This is a genomic window from Bacillus sp. NMTD17 (assembly GCF_002998735.1).
Classification (GTDB): Bacteria; Bacillota; Bacilli; order Bacillales; family Bacillaceae; genus Bacillus.
In genome coordinates this window covers 328,573-346,057 of record NZ_PVRH01000002.1, presented here as the reverse complement: position 1 = coordinate 346,057, position 17,485 = coordinate 328,573, and the positions used below count along the sequence as shown (strand labels likewise).

Below are 17,485 nucleotides of genomic sequence, written 5' to 3'. Positions count from 1 at the left end.
GATCAGGAAGTCAGTGAAAATCTATCCTTTTTCGCGATGCTGTTTCGTGTCGATGAAAATCCGCAAACAGGGATGTGGCTCCTATATGGAACCATCCTTGTTTTAGCGATTATTGTTTTTAAGCTCGGCTTTGCTAGACGTTTACCGATTTTAAAAGCACTCGTGATTTACTTGTTTTTGATTTTTGGCTGCACGTTTCTCACATTTCTAGGAATCTTTCTGCCAGTAGCGGAAGGCCTAGTCGTGGCAGCTGCCATTTTGATTATTTATAAAATACGGCTGCATCGTGCAAAAAAAGAAGGAACAGTGAATACGTAAAAAAAAGACCTGAACATGTGTCAGGTCTTTTTTATGTCTTTTGTTCTTTTTTTCCTTTTTTCTTCTTTTTCTCTTTCGTCGCAGGATCTTGATAAAGAGAGAATCTGCCAGTTTTGATGCGTGCTTCTGTCTTTACTTTAATGCGTTCCTGACAGTCATCGCACATATATGTATGAATCGGTCGATTTCTTAACCGCTTAGCAACGAGTGTATCATCATCAATTGTTTCAAGCTTCTCACATAATGAGCACTTCACTCTCATCATTTTCACCTCACTTATTGCATTTATTATAGCATGTTTTCCAAGCACTTGAAATCAGCGTAGAAAAAGGCTTATATCACAGGAGATATAAGCCGTTCTCTTTATTTCTTCTGATTCATATGATGGTTTGATTGATCATTTTGATGTTTGTCTAACTGCTTTTGATCGTTTTGTTTGAGCTGATCATTTGGCTCATTCGTCGGGTCTTTTTCGTGACGATCGATTTCATTTCTCGGCATCTCTGGCATTACGCGGCCGACAATGGCAGCTAGTTCATCCATAATCCCACTTACAGGACGGCCTGCTTGTATTTCTTTGCCCATTTCTTTTAACCGGCTGACTGTATCCGGATCAGCGACTACAACAGCATTCGCACCTTCTGGGTCATTTTTCAGCGCTTTTGCAACTGAATATTTAATGGTTTCTACTTTGCTTCTATCTAAATCATCTTTTACATCAATACCAACAACAGCATAGCGGCCGATGACGATCGCCGTTGCATCATTGACATCTGCTACGTTCTCTGTCACTTTGACAAGATGCTGCGCAACATCTGTGGATGACCGGGCTTGATTGGTCTTTTTCTTTGTTGAGTCTGACACCCGTACTACGTGCTGGCGTCCATCTTGCTTGTCCAGTGCTTCTGGCTTTTCCTGCTGCTGGCAAGCGCCCAACAGAATGATGGCTTGAATCATGAATAATGTCATAAATAGTCGCATCTATATTCCCTCCTTCACAAACTGCATGATTTATTTTATTGTTGAATTAACCTTCTAACTTTATTCATGAAAACATATATTTTAACAATCGTTTTGGGAAAGACAAGGATGAATGAAACCCCGATCAGGAGGCGAAGGACCTGAGTAAAATTTATGTATTAGACACAAATGTGTTATTACAGGATCCGAATTCAATCTTTTCATTTGAAGACAACGAGGTCGTCATACCAGCCGTTGTGTTAGAAGAAGTAGACTCGAAAAAGAGATATATGGACGAGGTTGGGCAAAATGCCCGGCGTGTCTCACGCTTAATCGACGGTTTAAGATCGAAAGGGAAACTGCATGAAAAAATTACACTAGAATCAAAAGGGACGCTGCGCATTGAACTGAATCACCGCTCCTTCCATGAGCTTCAAGAAATTTTTATTGAAAAAACGAACGATAATCGGATTTTGGCAGTCGCGAAAAATTTGAGCTTAGAGGAAGAAACAAAGCCTCATGGCCGGCCTGTCATTTTGGTCAGCAAGGATGTGTTAGTGCGGGTAAAGGCAGATGCTATAGGGCTTCAAGCAGAAGACTTCTTAAGTGACCGTGTCCTGCAAAATGAAGACATCGATAATGGCTATCATGAGCTCTACATTCCGACTGAGCAATTGAATACATTTTATAAGCACAATCAATTACCAATAAAAGAGGTCACAAGTGCACCATTTAACCCTCATCAATTTGTCATCATGAAGGGAAATGAAGGCGGTTCTGCTTTAGGAATGCTTGATCAAAAGGCAGAGCATATGAAACGTCTCGTTTATGATCAAGAGTATATTTGGGGAATCCGTCCAAAAAATGTCCAGCAGACGATGGCACTCGAGCTGCTTTTGCGCCGTGACATTCCGCTCGTGACGCTGATCGGAAAAGCAGGGACTGGTAAAACATTGCTTGCGCTTGCTGCCGGATTAATGCAGACAGAGGATCTCGGTATGTTTAAAAAGTTGATCGTGGCGCGCTCAATCGTGCCTGTTGGGAAAGACTTAGGCTACTTGCCAGGAGAAAAGGAAGAAAAGCTCAGACCATGGATGCAGCCGATCTATGACAACCTAGAGTTTTTATTTAATACAAAAAAACCAGGTGAGCTTGATGCGATTTTGGCGGGAATTGGATCTATTCAAGTCGAAGCATTAACGTATATCCGGGGAAGAAGTATACCTGATCAATTTATCATCATTGATGAGGCACAGAATTTAACAAAGCACGAGGTGAAAACATTATTAACGCGAGTCGGAGAAGGAAGTAAAATTGTGCTGATGGGAGATCCAGAGCAGATTGATCATCCTTATTTAGACAGCTTAAATAATGGGCTTACGTATGTGATCGAGCGGTTCAAAGGACAGCAAATCTCTGGACATGTCAAGCTTGTCAAAGGAGAAAGGTCTGGACTTGCACAGCTTGCCGCTGATTTGCTATAGTCCAGACCCTCTGACTTTATGTAATCATCAGCTCTTTGACACCTTTTATCGGCTGAGTGAGGTTGGACTGATCCGCGAAATAGACGTGGATTGGTCCTTCTTCTGTGATTGGCTTACCATTTTGACTGAAATGAGCAATGCTCTCCATTGCCTGAGAAAGCGGCACAGCAATTGTACCTGTTTCTGTGACAAATTCGCATGTATCCGCATGTTCAAGCGGCTCAGCATTTTTTAGCATATCGCCAAGTTTCATCCCGAAGCTGCCTGTGACGAGTCTTTCCTTTTCGTACTTCTTCTCTGTTTTTAACGTGGGTGGAAGTGTTTGACCTTCTCTTATGACCCGCTCTTGGTCAAGCTCCTGATCTAGCTGATTCTCTTCACTTTCTGCACTTTTTTCAAAGAATGAATCCATTAAAAATTTACGGTCATCAAAAATCCATACACTTGGATCAATGGTGATCTTGTACTGTACGTTCCCCTTGATTTGAATGATGCTCATGTTCAAGACAACCCCTTTCCAACATAAATTATAGAAGTTTTCCCCCGCTTTGTCACTTTCATAAACATGCGTCTCCTTGTACACACTAATCTTACATGAAGGATAGGGAGGATATTAGGCATGGCATGTCGCGACAATGAAGAGCTTCATCGATTTGTAGAAGAAGCAAAAAAAGTGGCCAAAGATGGTCAAGTAGCATCCTATATTCCCGCACTCGGCAAAGCGGATCAGACGGATTTATCTGTGGCTGTGTATCATGTGAGTAATACGTGCCACTCGGCAGGAGATGTAGATAAACGGTTTACTCTTCAAAGCATTTCAAAAGTATTAGCACTTGCGCTCGTGCTCTCAGAAGAAGGACCAAAAAAAGTATTTCAATTTGTTGGACAAGAACCAACAGGTGACCCGTTTAATTCGATGATCAAACTGGAAACAGCGAGCCCGAATAAACCGCTGAATCCAATGATTAATGCAGGGGCGCTCGCAGTCACGAGTTTAATCAGAGGAGCGACTCCGCAAGATCAGCTGAGCCGTTTGCTTGGCTTCATTAGAGAGCTGGGAAATGACAAAAGCATTACATACTGCAAAGAAACAGCTGCCTCCGAATTTGAGACATCCATGATTAACCGGGCGATGTGCTATTATATGAAGCAATATCATATTATTAGAGGGAACGTAGAAGAAGTCATGGACGTCTATACGAAACAATGTGCCATCATGATGAATAGCTTGGATTTGGCGAAAATTGCTTGTGTTTTTTCATTAGACGGCAGACATCCAGAGACGGGTAAGCAGATTCTTTCGAAAGATGTCGCTAGAATTTGTAAAACCTTTATGGTGACGTGCGGCATGTACAATGCGAGCGGAGAATTTGCCATTAACATCGGAATTCCTGCTAAAAGCGGTGTCTCAGGCGGGATTATGGGGGCGGCACCATATGATTTCGGGATCGGTATCTTCGGTCCAGCTCTGGATGAAAAAGGGAATAGTATTGCTGGGATTAAGCTGCTTGAGCTGATGAGTGAAAAATATGAGATGAGTATCTTTTAATGAAGGAAGGCTTCTTTTTATTTTTACAAAGCGAACTGTACAAATCTGCTTGCAATTTTGGGCGTTTCGCTTTATGATAAATAGAAGAATTAGGTACTCGCCTGGGGAACGGAGGGATACTTTTGGCGTCAGAAATTTTAGTCGATCATCGGCAAAAAGCACTGGCTTTATTAAAATTGGATGCAGATAAAATTTTAAAATTGATCCAAGTGCAAATGGACAACTTAACGATGCCGCAATGTCCTCTTTATGAAGAGGTTTTAGATACTCAAATGTTCGGATTATCGAGAGAAATTGATTTTGCTGTCCGGCTTGGATTAGTTGATCAACATGAAGGTAAGAAACTACTCGATAAACTTGAGAGAGAGCTTTCCGCACTTCATGATGCGTTCACAAAAAAATAATGATTGAAAACTCAAACTTCCTCAACATAAGTTTGAGTTTTTTTGTCCTCTATTTTCTTTTCATTGATTGATGTCAAACGGACTTGATTCTTTCATGAATGACGAACAATATAAAAGAGGTAAAACGAGATCAAACGGAGAAAATGTAGTAGAATAAAAACAGCTAAGAGGATATCAAGCAGTAGAAACAGACGTTAGGAAGAGGATTATATGTTAAAGAGAATGCTAAAATCGTATGACTACTCATTATTGTTCGCCATTATTTTAATTAGCGCATTCGGTTTGGTCATGGTGTATAGCTCAAGTATGATTACATCTGTGATCAGATACGATGCCGCACCAGATAATTTTTTTAAGAAACAGCTTTTATTTATGATCGTTGGAGCGGTCATCTTGTTCTTTACAGCACTAGTTCCATATCAGCTGTTTTCAAATAAGAAATTCCAGATCGGTATGCTGCTGCTATCAGTGTTTTCACTCATCTATGTGTACTTTGGCGGTCATATTGCAGGGAACGCAAGAAGCTGGATCAAAATAGGCCCATTTAGTCTTCAGCCAGCGGAATTTGTAAAGATTGTCGTCATTATCTATCTTGCTGCTGTGTATGCAAAAAAGCAGCATTATATTGATCATATTTTAAGAGGAGTCACACCTCCCATCGTGATTGTCTCGATCTTATGCGGATTTATCATTTTGCAGCCAGACTATGGGACAGCCTTTATCATTGGCATGATTGCCCTTGCGATGATTTTATGCTCAGGCTTTAGCGGGAAAACACTTGCGAAGCTGCTGGCGCTATTTAGTGCCGTGATGGTCGTCGTGACCCCATTTATTATTCTTTTTTGGGATAAAATTTTCACGCAAAATCGTCTCGGGCGTTTTGAGAGTTTCCAAGATCCATTTAAAGATGCAGGGGCGACTGGACATCAATTGATTAATTCCTATTATGCTATTGGATCAGGCGGCTTTTTTGGACTGGGTCTCGGAGAAAGCGTTCAAAAGTACGGATATCTTCCAGAGCCGCATACAGATTTTATCATGGCGATCATTTCAGAAGAGCTTGGCTTTTTCGGTGTATTTTTTGTGCTCGCTCTCCTTGGCTTCATCGTCGTGAAAGGTTTTTATATTGCAAGAAAGTGTGAAGATCCATTTGGAAGTTTGCTTGCAATAGGAATTTCCTCCATGATTGCGATCCAAACATGCATTAATTTAGGCGGTGTTTCAGGTCTGATTCCGATTACTGGGGTCACACTTCCGTTTATCAGCTACGGGGGATCGTCTATCATTTTACTGAGCGGCTGTATGGGAATATTGCTGAATATCAGCATGTTTACTGAATATAAAGAGCGTTACAAAAAGAAAAAATCAATGAGCAAGCCATCAGTTCAAAAAAATGGATTGCAGAAAACTTTGAATCTTTAGAAAACAAAAGTGTACAGTTTTCATTTCTTCCTTTATTATAGAGTACATATAAAATTTTAAGGGATATGGAGGAGTGAGAAATGTCACAGAGAACAATTCAAAAGGTTCTAGTTGCAAACAGAGGGGAAATTGCTATCAGAGTCTTCAGGGCCTGTACGGAGCTCAATTTACGTACAGTGGCCATTTATTCCAAAGAAGACTCGGGCTCTTATCATCGCTATAAAGCAGATGAAGCATATCTAGTTGGAGAAGGGAAAAAACCGATTGATGCCTACCTTGATATCGAGGGGATCATCGAAATTGCAAAACGAAATGACGTGGATGCGATCCATCCAGGTTACGGATTTTTATCTGAAAATATTCATTTTGCAAGACGATGCGAAGAGGAAGGCATTCAATTTATCGGTCCAACTTCTCAGCATTTAGATATGTTTGGAGATAAAGTAAAGGCAAGAGATGAAGCGAAAAAAGCTGGAATTCCAGTCATTCCAGGAAGTGACGGACCAGTTGATTCGGTCAAAGAAGTCGAAAAATTCGGTGAAGAATACGGTTACCCGTTTATTATTAAAGCTTCACTAGGCGGCGGCGGCCGAGGTATGCGGATTGTCAGAACGAAAGAGGAGCTGAAGGAAGCCTATGACCGTGCGAAGTCAGAGGCAAAAGCTGCTTTTGGAAATGACGAAGTATACGTTGAAAAACTGATTGAAAATCCGAAACATATTGAGGTGCAGGTGATTGGTGACAATCACGGCAATATCATTCATTTATATGAGCGTGACTGCTCTGTTCAAAGGCGGCATCAAAAGGTCATTGAAGTGGCGCCAAGTGTGTCTCTTACAGATCAACTGCGTGAAGATATTTGTGAAGCGGCTGTTCAGTTGGCCCAGAATGTATCGTATATTAATGCAGGGACTGTAGAATTCCTTGTCGCAAATGGAGAGTTTTACTTTATTGAAGTCAATCCAAGGGTACAGGTAGAACACACGATCACTGAAATGATCACAGGTGTCGATATCGTCCAAACCCAAATTCTTGTCGCAAAGGGTCATGACCTTCACAGCAAGGAAGTCGGTATACCAAAGCAAGAAGATATTTTTACACATGGCTTTGCCATTCAATCAAGGGTCACAACAGAAGATCCTTTAAATGATTTTATGCCAGACACAGGAAAAATTATGGCCTACCGTTCAGGCGGGGGATTTGGTGTACGACTTGATACAGGGAACAGCTTTCAAGGTGCAGTCATTACACCTTATTACGATTCACTATTGGTCAAGCTGTCCACATGGGCGCTCACATTTGACCAAGCGGCTGCTAAAATGGTCCGAAATTTACAGGAATTCAGGATTCGCGGGATTAAAACAAACATTCCGTTTCTTGAAAACGTGGCAAAGCATGAGAAGTTTCTAAAAGGGGAATACGATACGTCGTTTATCGATTCAACGCCAGAGCTATTTAATTTCCCTAAGCAAAAAGACCGTGGAACGAAGATGCTGACTTATATTGGTAACGTGACCATTAATGGATTCCCTGGTATAGCGGAGAAAAAGAAGCCTCATTTTGACAAGCCAATTGTACCGAAGCTTCCTCTTCATCAAGAGATTCCGTCTGGGACAAAACAATTGTTAGACACACATGGACCTGAGGGCCTTGCCAATTGGGTGAAAGAACAAAATAGCGTCCTTTTAACAGATACAACCTTTAGGGATGCGCATCAGTCTCTGCTTGCGACACGCTTCAGAACACATGATTTAAAGAAAGTTGCCCAGCCAACAGCAGGTTTATGGCCAGAGCTGTTTAGTATGGAAATGTGGGGCGGTGCTACATTTGATGTTGCGTACCGTTTCTTAAAAGAAGATCCTTGGGAACGATTAAAAGAGCTTCGCCAAGAAGTGCCAAACACGTTGTTCCAAATGCTTTTAAGATCATCAAACGCTGTCGGATATACAAACTATGCGGATAATGTGATTAAAGCATTTGTAAAGGAGTCGGCCGAAGCAGGCATTGACGTCTTCCGTATTTTCGATAGCTTAAACTGGGTCAAAGGCATGACGCTTGCCATTGATTCTGTTCGTGAATCAGGCAAAGTGGCAGAGGCAGCCATTTGTTATACGGGGGACATTCTTGATCCATCTCGTCCGAAATATGATCTTGAGTATTATGTATCTCTTGCGAAAGAGCTTGAATCTGCCGGTGCACATATTTTAGGTATTAAAGATATGGCGGGATTATTAAAGCCGCAGGCAGCTTATGAGTTAGTCTCTGCTTTAAAAGATGAGCTCACGATCCCTATCCATCTTCATACGCATGATACGAGTGGAAATGGACTGTTCACCTATGCAAGAGCGATTGATGCAGGCGTTGATATTGTGGATGTGGCCGTCAGCTCTATGGCAGGACTCACATCGCAGCCAAGTGCAAGCTCACTGTACTATGCTTTAGATGGACATGAAAGAAAGCCAGACATGAACGTCCAATCTGTCGAACACCTTTCTCAATACTGGGATTCTGTCAGAAAATACTATCGTGAATTCGAAAGCGGCATGAACTCACCTCATACAGAAATTTATGAGCATGAAATGCCTGGCGGTCAGTATAGTAACTTGCAGCAGCAGGCGAAAGGTGTTGGCCTTGGCGACCGCTGGAACGAAGTAAAAGAAATGTACAGACGTGTGAATGACATGTTTGGTGATATTGTGAAGGTCACACCTTCCTCTAAAGTAGTTGGAGACATGGCACTTTATATGGTGCAAAATGATTTAACAGAGGAAGATGTCTATGAAAAAGGAGCAACATTAGACTTCCCGGATTCTGTTGTGGAATTATTTAAAGGCTATTTAGGCCAGCCGCATGGCGGATTCCCTGAAAAATTACAAAAGCTGATTTTAAAAGGAGAAGAACCGCTCACTGTCAGACCTGGTGAGAAGCTGAAGCCAGTGGACTTTGAAGACATTAAGCAGCAGTTCAAAGAATCTCATGACCTGACGCTGACAGAGCAAGACGCGATTGCGTATGCCTTATATCCAAAAGTCTTTTCTGAATTTGTCCAAACAGCAGAAAGCTATGGGGACATCTCTGTTCTTGACACTCCAACGTTCTTCTATGGGATGAGGCTTGGTGAAGAGATTGAGGTAGAAATCGAAAAAGGAAAAACCCTGATTGTCAAACTCGTGTCGATTGGAGAACCGAATCCAGATGCCACAAGAGTTCTTTACTTTGAGCTAAATGGACAGCCGCGTGAAGTCGTGATTAAGGATGAAAGCATCAAATCCTCCGTTCAAGAAAAAATGAAGGCGGACCGTTCAAATCCAAATCACATTGCCGCATCAATGCCAGGCACTGTCATCAAAGTGCTCGTGGAAAAAGGACAGAAAATCTCGCAAGGTGAGCATTTGATGATCAATGAAGCCATGAAAATGGAAACGACTGTACAAGCGCCATTCACTGCGGTCGTAGATGAAATACATGTGACAAATGGAGAACCGATTCAAACCGGTGATCTGCTGATTGTGTTAAAGCCTGAATAATAAGTGAGACACATCCGTCGTGATGTGTCTTTTTTTGAGCGCATTAAAATGTGCAGCAGCCTGCGAGAGTAATTACACTATAGAGTGAGGTGAAGAAAGTTTGAAAATTGTTGTGATTTGGTTTCGCCGAGATATGCGTTTGGATGATCATATCGCCCTATCAAAAGCGATCACATATGCAAAAAAACACGAGTACAAATTATTGGCTCTTTATCATCTAGATCCATTTTTTACTGAAATGGAACTGGATATAAACAACGAACATTTCTTTCTAAACTTGGCGCATTTCGTCAAGGAAGCGAGAGAATCTCAAATTTATGTTCACCTTCTCCATGATGATGTCCTGCGCGCCTTTCAGCAGGTCATGGATGTGTATGACATCAAAGCCGTCTTTTTTAATGAAGATGAAGTGGGTATCGGCCAAAGGCGTGACCAGCAAGTAACCGATTTTTTAGAAAAGAAGGCCATTCATGTGTCAATGTGGCAAGATACACATCTTCACGGGGCACGAGATATTTTAAAAGCAGATGGCTCACATTATCAAGTGTTTACCCCATACTATCAATCATGGCGGAAGCAAGAGAAGCAGCCTGTGATAAAAGTTGACAAATCATTTTTCAGCAGCGAGCATACGATTTGTGATGAGTCACTTTCGCAAAAAGGAAATGACAAACTGTGTGACATGATAAAGGGCTGCTCAAGGAAGTTTGATCAAATCGGCTCTGACAAAGCGATGAACACGCTGCATCACTTTATCCAAAAAAGATTAACGCGTTACCATGAGAAACGAGATATTCCGTCTCTTTTTGGAACGAGCAAGCTGTCGCGTTTCTTAAAAACAGGCACTATTTCGATCCGAACGATTTTTCATGCGATGTATGAAGAAGCACTATTTGAAGACGAGGGCAGAGAGACCTTTATCAAAGAGCTGGCATGGCGCGATTTTTACCATATGATTTATGCACATTATCCAGAGATGAAAGAAAAAGAAATCAATTCGGCGTTTCAAGGAATGAAATGGAATGAAGATGAGGCGCTGTTTGAAGCTTGGTGTAAAGGGGAAACAGGCTTTCCGCTCGTTGATGCAGGGATGAGACAGTTAAATGAGGAGGGCTGGATGCATAACCGCTTGCGAATGGTCACAGCCTCATTTTTAACAAAGGATTATTTGATTGATTGGAGAAAGGGCGAAGCGTATTTTGCAAAAAAACTTGTGGATTATGATGAGGCGTCAAATATCGGAGGATTTCAGTGGGCTGCCTCTGTCGGGACAGATGCCGTGCCGTACTTCCGTATTTTTAACCCAACGACCCAGTCGAAGCGATTTGATCCGAGCGGGGAATATATTAGAAGATATGTACCAGAGCTAGAGCATGTCGATGAAAAGTGGATACATGAACCAATTAAAATGCCATTAGATGAACAACTGAAATCGGAATGTGTGCTAGGTGATACATACCCGCTGCCGACAGTTGATCATCAGGAAAGACGCAAAAAAGCCATTTCGCTATTTGAAGAAGCAAAACAACAATAAAACAAATCCCCCATTCCGCATGAAAGGGGGATACAAATTCTTATTTGAATGGTTCTTTGCTTTCATATTTAAACCGGGCAATGAGTAAGCAGAAGTAACAAAGTATCCCAAACAAACCGGAAATAAAGAATGAATGAGCCAGCGCGTAACCAAGTGCAAGCTGAGAATAAACAGACATCACACCTGAAATGGCTTGAAGTGTAATCAGAATGGCTGAAATAATCCATCCATAATACAGCTGCTTTTGTTCTTTATAATGTTTCATGGCATGGAACATCGCAACAAATATCCAGACGAATAAAAGAAGTGCTGCTGCTCGGTGAGACATTTGCACCCACTGATTAAAGTACGCTGGAAGTGCACCGTCTTTTGAACAAAACGGGAAGACAGAACAAGCAAGGCTTGACTTTGTATGCCTCACATAAGCACCCGTATACACCACGATATACGTATAGGTGATCAAACCATAAATATGGAACTGCATTTTTTTGCCGATATGAAGCGGCTTCACAAGCTTTGTTTCAGATCTGGTTGCTTCAAATACAAGAAGCGCAAGCAGTAACACTGAAGCAAAAGAAATGAGTGAAATACCGAAGTGCAGTGCCATCACAAGGGCGTTAGAACCAAACACGACGGCTAGAGCTCCTAAAAGCGCTTGAAGCAGTAAGAATATAATCGACATGATGACCAAAAATTTGGTTTCACGGAATACTGGACTAATCTTTTTCCAGCATAAGACCGCCAGTGCCAGAACAAGAATGGTGGAAACCCCTGTTGACATGCGGTGACTCCATTCGATGATGGAAGCAGGGTTCATTTCAGGGAAGAAACGTCCGTGGCAAAGGGGCCACTGCCGGCCGCAGCCAAGACCCGAGCCGGTTTTCGTCACAAGCGCACCGCCAATCAAAACGATCAGCATCACAAACGTTGTGATCACGCTCAATAACCTTAAAGCAAATTTCATCAAATTATTTCACCTTCTCTAAAAAACTTCTGATCTAAATGAAAAACCTCATATGCTCTCAAGTTTAAGCCAAATGCGTGTTCTGTTGCAATTCATAATGACCAAAGTTCACAAAAAAATGATATGTTAGTTCACAAAGTTTACAGATTTAGAGTGCTTGATCTTTCTTTGACAGTCTGATAGAAATAGAGGAGAGAATATTTCATTTTGCACCGCCTTCTGAAACACACATAAATCCTTATAAATTCACGAAAAGTTCACAAATAACTTCAAGATTGTCGTTTATTATTTAATAGGATGTTTTTTTACAGCTGTTTATCTTGTATGATAGAGTTGTAACGAATTTACGTTTCATTTGTTCGTTTGAAGGTTTGGGCAAGGGAGGTTATACACATTGGCAAATTCCAAAACAGCCGCTGAAGCAGCTATTCATGGACAAATAGAAGAAACAACAGCTTGGAAAGATTTTCTTGCTCTGATTAAAATGGGCATCGTCAATTCCAACTTCATTACAACATTTACTGGAATGTGGCTTGCTTTTTATTTTACAGGTATGAGTTTCCTTGGGAATCTTGATATTGTGCTGTTAACAATGATTGGTTCTTCTCTTATTATTGCCGGTTCATGCGCCATTAATAATGCGTTTGACCGTGATATTGATATATTAATGGAAAGAACAAAAACAAGACCGACGGTTACAGGTAAGATTCAGCCGGGGCAAGCGTATGCATTTGGTATTTTGCTTGTTGTACTTGGACTCATCATGCTTCTGATGACAACCATAACATCAGCAGTGATTGGTTTTATCGGAGTCTTTACTTATGCAGTTCTTTACACCATGTGGTCTAAACGTCATTACACCATCAATACCGTTATTGGAAGTGTATCTGGTGCGGTGCCGCCATTAATCGGCTGGACAGCTGTCACAGGTACAATTGACACAACGGCTTGGGTTTTGTTTATGATTATGTTCATTTGGCAAATCCCTCACTTCCTGTCACTTGCGATTAAGAAAACGGAAGATTACCGTAAGGCAGGTATTCCAATGCTGCCAGTCGTTTATGGCTTTGAAGTCACGAAACGCCAAATTATCATTTGGACAGCATGTCTTCTTCCACTTCCATTTTTCTTAGGTGGATTAGGATGGCCGATTGTCGCACTTGGCACATTGCTGAATATTGGATGGCTCGTCATTGGCCTTATGGGCTTTAAAATGAAAGACGTCATGAAGTGGTCAACGCTCATGTTCGTTTATTCATTAAACTACTTAACCATCTTTTTCGTCGCGATGATTATCATTACACTATTCTAGAGTAAAATACACTTTGATCACATCAAAACAATGGCTATATCTTATAACACAACATTTTCTAACAACTATGAAAGCCGCCTGATATTCAGTTCTATTTAGGCGGCTTTCTGTTTATACATAGATGGTATTTTGAGTAAAAACATCATTTTTTTATGAAAAGAGGAAATGTAAGTGCTTTTATAAGAGGCGGGGGTTATGAATGGGTGAAAAGTGATTTTATAAATAAGAGGTAAAAAGCGAAAGGCAAAGGAGATCAAGCAAAAGGGGTTGGGACAAATTATGATAAGAAAATGGCGTGTTTATTCACTGTTTCTCTTACTGACGCTCGTTTTGGCGGGCTGTGGTGAACCATACTTATCAACACTCAAACCAGTTGGGGAAGTAGCAGATAAACAGTTTTTCCTAACGGTACTGAGTACACTCATTATGGTTCTTGTCGTCATTGTTGTATCGATCATTTTCTTTTACGTCATCATTAAATTCAAACGTTCTAAAGTGGGAGAAGATACGATTCCAAAGCAGGTGGAAGGGAACCGTAACCTAGAAATTACGTGGACAGCGATTCCGATTCTTCTCCTCATTATTCTCGTTGTGCCTGTTGTGGCATACACGCTTGAGCTTGGGGATACAAGCGCTATGGATAAGAAAAAACGAGATCCTGAAAAGACACTTGTCGTCAATGTAAGAGCCAGTTTATATTGGTGGGAATTCGAATACCCTGATTATGGGATTGTCACAAGTCAGGAATTGATTGTACCGACAGATCAAAAGGTGTACTTTAAGCTGAAAGCATCCGATGTGAAACACTCTTTCTGGGTTCCATCGGCTGGCGGTAAAATTGATACAAACACAGAAAATGAAAACAAGTTTTATTTAACCTTTGATTCAAAACGAACGAAAGATGCAGGAGAATATTTCTACGGGAAATGTGCAGAGCTTTGCGGTCCCTCGCATGCTTTAATGGACTTTAAAGTTAAAACGCTTTCTCAAGATGAGTTTTTGGGATGGACGAAAAAAATGGCTGATTACAAGAAGCCTACATCCACAAAAGATCTCGCACTTGAAGGTGAAAAATTATTTAAAGAGAAAAACTGCTTGAGCTGTCATGCAGTAGAGCCTGGTGACGAACGGCCGGAAGCGGCAAGGACGGCACCAAACCTTGCGACCTTCGGAGACCGAACGAAAGTAGCAGGAATCAAAGATATGAACAAAGAAAATGTGAAAGCATGGCTGAAAGATCCAGAGAGCTTTAAACCAGGGAATAAAATGACAGGGACGTACCCTAAATTAAATGACTCAGAAGCAGATGCACTTTATGAGTATTTAAAAGGACTTAAAATCGAGTAATTTCTAATGCGAATGTGCAAGAGGGTATGTGATCGATGTGAAGTTTTTGTTAAGAGCTCCCGAATATGTCTCTACAACCGAGAAGTAGCCATCTGTCAGACACAGTCTGTGTAAAGTTAAGATAGACATCTATATGAAAAGGGGCAAATGGGAGATAAGAGGGGGATTTCATGGTGAGTACAATAGCTAAAAAGCGGGGGTTTGGCGCTGTCTTATGGGATTACTTGACGACGGTTGACCACAAAAAAATTGCCGTACTATATTTAGTGGCAGGGGGATTTTTCTTTTTAATTGGCGGCCTGGAAGCGATGATTATCCGTATTCAGCTAGCCATCCCTGAAAATGATTTTGTAAGTGCAGGGTTTTACAATGAAGTCATGACGATGCATGGAACAACGATGATTTTCCTTGCAGCAATGCCGCTTTTATTTGCATTAATGAATGCGGTTGTACCCATTCAAATTGGTGCACGTGACGTAGCGTTTCCGTTTGTGAATTCACTTGGTTTTTGGCTGTTCTTTTTCGGAGGAATTTTCTTAAACCTTGGATGGTTTATGGGTGGATCACCTGATGCAGGCTGGACTGCATACGCCTCGCTCACGCTGAATTCAGAAGGGCACGGCATGGATTTCTATATTTTAGGTTTGCAGATAGCGGGTATTGGTACGCTGATTGCCGGGATCAACTTTCTTGCAACGATTATTAATATGAGAACGCCTGGTATGACGTATATGAGAATGCCGCTCTTTACATGGACGACATTTGTCGCCTCAGCACTGATTTTATTCGCATTCCCGCCACTTACAGCAGGGCTTGCGATGCTGATGCTTGATAGAATGTTTGATACGAGCTTTTTCAATCCAGAGCTCGGCGGAAATACAATCATCTGGGAGCATTTGTTCTGGATTTTCGGACACCCAGAAGTATATATCTTAATCCTGCCAGCATTCGGAATATTCTCTGAAATCATTCCAGTGTTTGCAAGAAAAAGGTTGTTTGGCTATTCGTCCATGGTGTTCGCTACTGTATTGATTGGTTTCCTTGGATTCATGGTATGGGCGCATCACATGTTCACAACAGGACTTGGTCCGATTGCCAATGCGATCTTTGCTGTAGCCACAATGGCGATTGCGGTGCCTACAGGAATTAAAGTATTCAACTGGCTGCTCACCATATGGGGCGGTAATGTGAAGTTTACAACGCCGATGCTGTATTCCGTTGCCTTTATACCGTCGTTTTTACTTGGCGGGGTAACCGGGGTCATGCTTGCAGCAGCTGCAGCAGATTATCAGTTCCATGATACGTACTTTGTCGTGGCGCATTTCCACTACGTCATTATTGGCGGGGTCGTATTCGGTATTTTAGCTGGTGTGCATTACTGGTGGCCGAAGATGTTTGGAAAAATACTGAATGAGAAGCTTGGGAAAATTGGCTTTGTGCTGTTTTTCATCGGTTTCCATTTAACCTTCTTTATCCAGCATTTTCTCGGGCTTTGGGGCATGCCGCGCCGAGTCTTTACATTCCTGCCAGGTCAGGGGCTAGACCTTGGGAACTTGATCAGTACGATTGGGGCACTGTTTATGTTTATAGCTGTTGTCATCATGCTGATTAACATCATCTGGACTACAGCAAAAGGAGAGCGTGTATCGGGCGATCCTTGGGGAGACGGAAGAACGCTTGAATGGGCAGTGTCTTCACCTCCGCCAGAATACAACTTTAAACAGCTTCCGCTTGTCAGAGGACTAGATCCATTATGGATTGAAAAAATGGATGGTAAAACAGGAATGACAGCATCTGAACCGCTCGATGATATTCACATGCCGAATAATTCCATCTTACCTGTCATTATCTCATTCGGTCTATTTGTTTCAGCGTTTGGCTTCATGTATCGTCAAGAGCACAGCTGGGGACTTCCAGTGATTTTCATTGGTCTTGGCATTACATTTGCGACCATGCTGGTTCGCTCTCTTAAAGATGATCATGGGTACCATATTCACAAAGAAGATTTGACCGATGACGATGATAAAGGGGTGAAAGCATAATGGAACCACAAAAAATGACAGCAGAAACCTTTCCGGCTTCTCCTGAGAAAGCCACGTTAGAAGGAAAGAATAAGTTCGTCGGGTTCTGGTTGTTTCTTGGGGGAGAAACCGTTCTGTTTGCATCGCTCTTTGCCACGTATTTGGCGCTGAAAAACTCTAATGCAGGCGGAGCAAAAACAACTGATATGTTTGATCTCACACTTGTCTTTATTGCCACGATGCTTCTGCTGACGAGCAGTTTAACGAGTGTGTATGCAATGTATCATATGAAAAACTTTGCCTTTAAAAAGATGCAGCTTTGGCTTGGCGTGACTGTGCTATTAGGTGCTTCATTTCTAGGGGTTGAGATTTATGAGTTCTATCATTATGTGCATGCGTATGAATTTACAATTACCAGCTCAGCTCTTGGTTCTTCCTTCTATACACTTGTCGGAACTCACGGGGCTCACGTCGCCTTCGGACTTTGCTGGATTACCGCTCTTATGATTCGAAATATGAGACGCGGACTCGATTTATACAATGCGCCGAAATATTATGTGGCAAGTCTGTATTGGCACTTCATTGATGTTGTGTGGGTCTTCATCTTTACCGTTGTATATTTAATGGGAATGGTGGGATAAGA

15 protein-coding genes are annotated in these 17,485 nt (G+C 41.7%); 11 read left to right on the top strand and 4 right to left on the bottom strand.

The features are described from left to right. Positions 1-36 precede the first annotated feature (36 nt). Positions 37-318 (top strand): YlaH-like family protein, encoded by a 282-nt coding sequence (locus C6347_RS06845; RefSeq protein WP_044334035.1) that lies wholly within the window; start codon positions 37-39, stop codon positions 316-318. Positions 319-349: 31 nt separating this feature from the next. On the opposite strand, the gene C6347_RS06840 is transcribed toward C6347_RS06845, so the two are convergent. Next, the gene (locus C6347_RS06840) at positions 350-580 is read right to left on the bottom strand and encodes a YlaI family protein (protein WP_012009835.1); all 231 of its coding nucleotides are present in this window, start codon (positions 578-580) and stop codon (positions 350-352) included. A 101-nt stretch (positions 581-681) separates the two neighbouring features. After that, on the bottom strand, positions 682-1,299 hold the full coding sequence (locus tag C6347_RS06835; RefSeq protein WP_034662638.1) for a YhcN/YlaJ family sporulation lipoprotein: 618 nt from the start codon (positions 1,297-1,299) through the stop codon (positions 682-684). 140 nt (positions 1,300-1,439) lie between these two features. On the opposite strand from C6347_RS06835, the gene C6347_RS06830 reads away from it, so the two are divergent. Next, positions 1,440-2,762, top strand: a complete 1,323-nt coding sequence (locus C6347_RS06830; protein ID WP_106036760.1) for a PhoH family protein — start codon at positions 1,440-1,442, stop codon at positions 2,760-2,762. A gap of 16 nt (positions 2,763-2,778) precedes the next feature. Here the strand turns inward: C6347_RS06830 and C6347_RS06825 are convergent, their stop codons facing one another. Beyond that, complete coding sequence (locus C6347_RS06825; RefSeq protein WP_034662633.1) at positions 2,779-3,261, bottom strand: hypothetical protein; 483 nt, start codon at positions 3,259-3,261, stop codon at positions 2,779-2,781. A gap of 120 nt (positions 3,262-3,381) precedes the next feature. Between C6347_RS06825 and glsA the strand changes: the two genes are divergently transcribed. The 5 genes from glsA to C6347_RS06800 all read left to right on the top strand — a co-directional run bounded on the left by glsA (position 3,382) and on the right by C6347_RS06800 (position 11,198). Then, positions 3,382-4,311, top strand: a complete 930-nt coding sequence (glsA, locus tag C6347_RS06820; protein WP_106071527.1) for a glutaminase A — start codon at positions 3,382-3,384, stop codon at positions 4,309-4,311. A 122-nt stretch (positions 4,312-4,433) separates the two neighbouring features. Next, complete coding sequence (locus C6347_RS06815; RefSeq protein WP_003212509.1) at positions 4,434-4,715, top strand: Fpa/YlaN family protein; 282 nt, start codon at positions 4,434-4,436, stop codon at positions 4,713-4,715. Positions 4,716-4,925: 210 nt separating this feature from the next. Next, complete coding sequence (gene ftsW / locus C6347_RS06810) at positions 4,926-6,137, top strand: putative lipid II flippase FtsW (protein ID WP_034662626.1); 1,212 nt, start codon at positions 4,926-4,928, stop codon at positions 6,135-6,137. 80 nt (positions 6,138-6,217) lie between these two features. Next, positions 6,218-9,664 carry a pyruvate carboxylase gene (gene pyc, locus C6347_RS06805; protein ID WP_095285105.1) on the top strand — a complete coding sequence of 1,149 codons (3,447 nt, stop codon included), beginning with the start codon at positions 6,218-6,220 and terminating at the stop codon, positions 9,662-9,664. Between the two features lie 100 nt (positions 9,665-9,764). Continuing rightward, entirely contained in the window at positions 9,765-11,198 is a 1,434-nt protein-coding gene (locus C6347_RS06800; protein WP_106071526.1) for a cryptochrome/photolyase family protein, read from the top strand. 40 nt (positions 11,199-11,238) lie between these two features. On the opposite strand, the gene C6347_RS06795 is transcribed toward C6347_RS06800, so the two are convergent. Further along, on the bottom strand, positions 11,239-12,162 hold the full coding sequence (locus C6347_RS06795; RefSeq protein WP_060596176.1) for a COX15/CtaA family protein: 924 nt from the start codon (positions 12,160-12,162) through the stop codon (positions 11,239-11,241). 394 nt (positions 12,163-12,556) lie between these two features. Between C6347_RS06795 and cyoE the strand changes: the two genes are divergently transcribed. The 4 genes from cyoE to ctaE all read left to right on the top strand — a co-directional run bounded on the left by cyoE (position 12,557) and on the right by ctaE (position 17,483). After that, positions 12,557-13,474 carry a heme o synthase gene (cyoE, locus tag C6347_RS06790; protein WP_003211774.1) on the top strand — a complete coding sequence of 306 codons (918 nt, stop codon included), beginning with the start codon at positions 12,557-12,559 and terminating at the stop codon, positions 13,472-13,474. 279 nt (positions 13,475-13,753) lie between these two features. Next, a complete protein-coding gene (gene coxB, locus C6347_RS06785) occupies positions 13,754-14,821 on the top strand; it encodes a cytochrome c oxidase subunit II (protein ID WP_034662616.1) in 1,068 nt (355 codons plus the stop codon). A 170-nt stretch (positions 14,822-14,991) separates the two neighbouring features. Beyond that, on the top strand, positions 14,992-16,863 hold the full coding sequence (gene ctaD, locus C6347_RS06780; RefSeq protein WP_060596177.1) for a cytochrome c oxidase subunit I: 1,872 nt from the start codon (positions 14,992-14,994) through the stop codon (positions 16,861-16,863). Further along, on the top strand, positions 16,863-17,483 hold the full coding sequence (ctaE, locus tag C6347_RS06775) for a cytochrome c oxidase subunit III (RefSeq protein WP_034662610.1): 621 nt from the start codon (positions 16,863-16,865) through the stop codon (positions 17,481-17,483). Before ctaD ends, ctaE begins: the two co-directional genes overlap by 1 nt. Positions 17,484-17,485 lie beyond the last annotated feature (2 nt).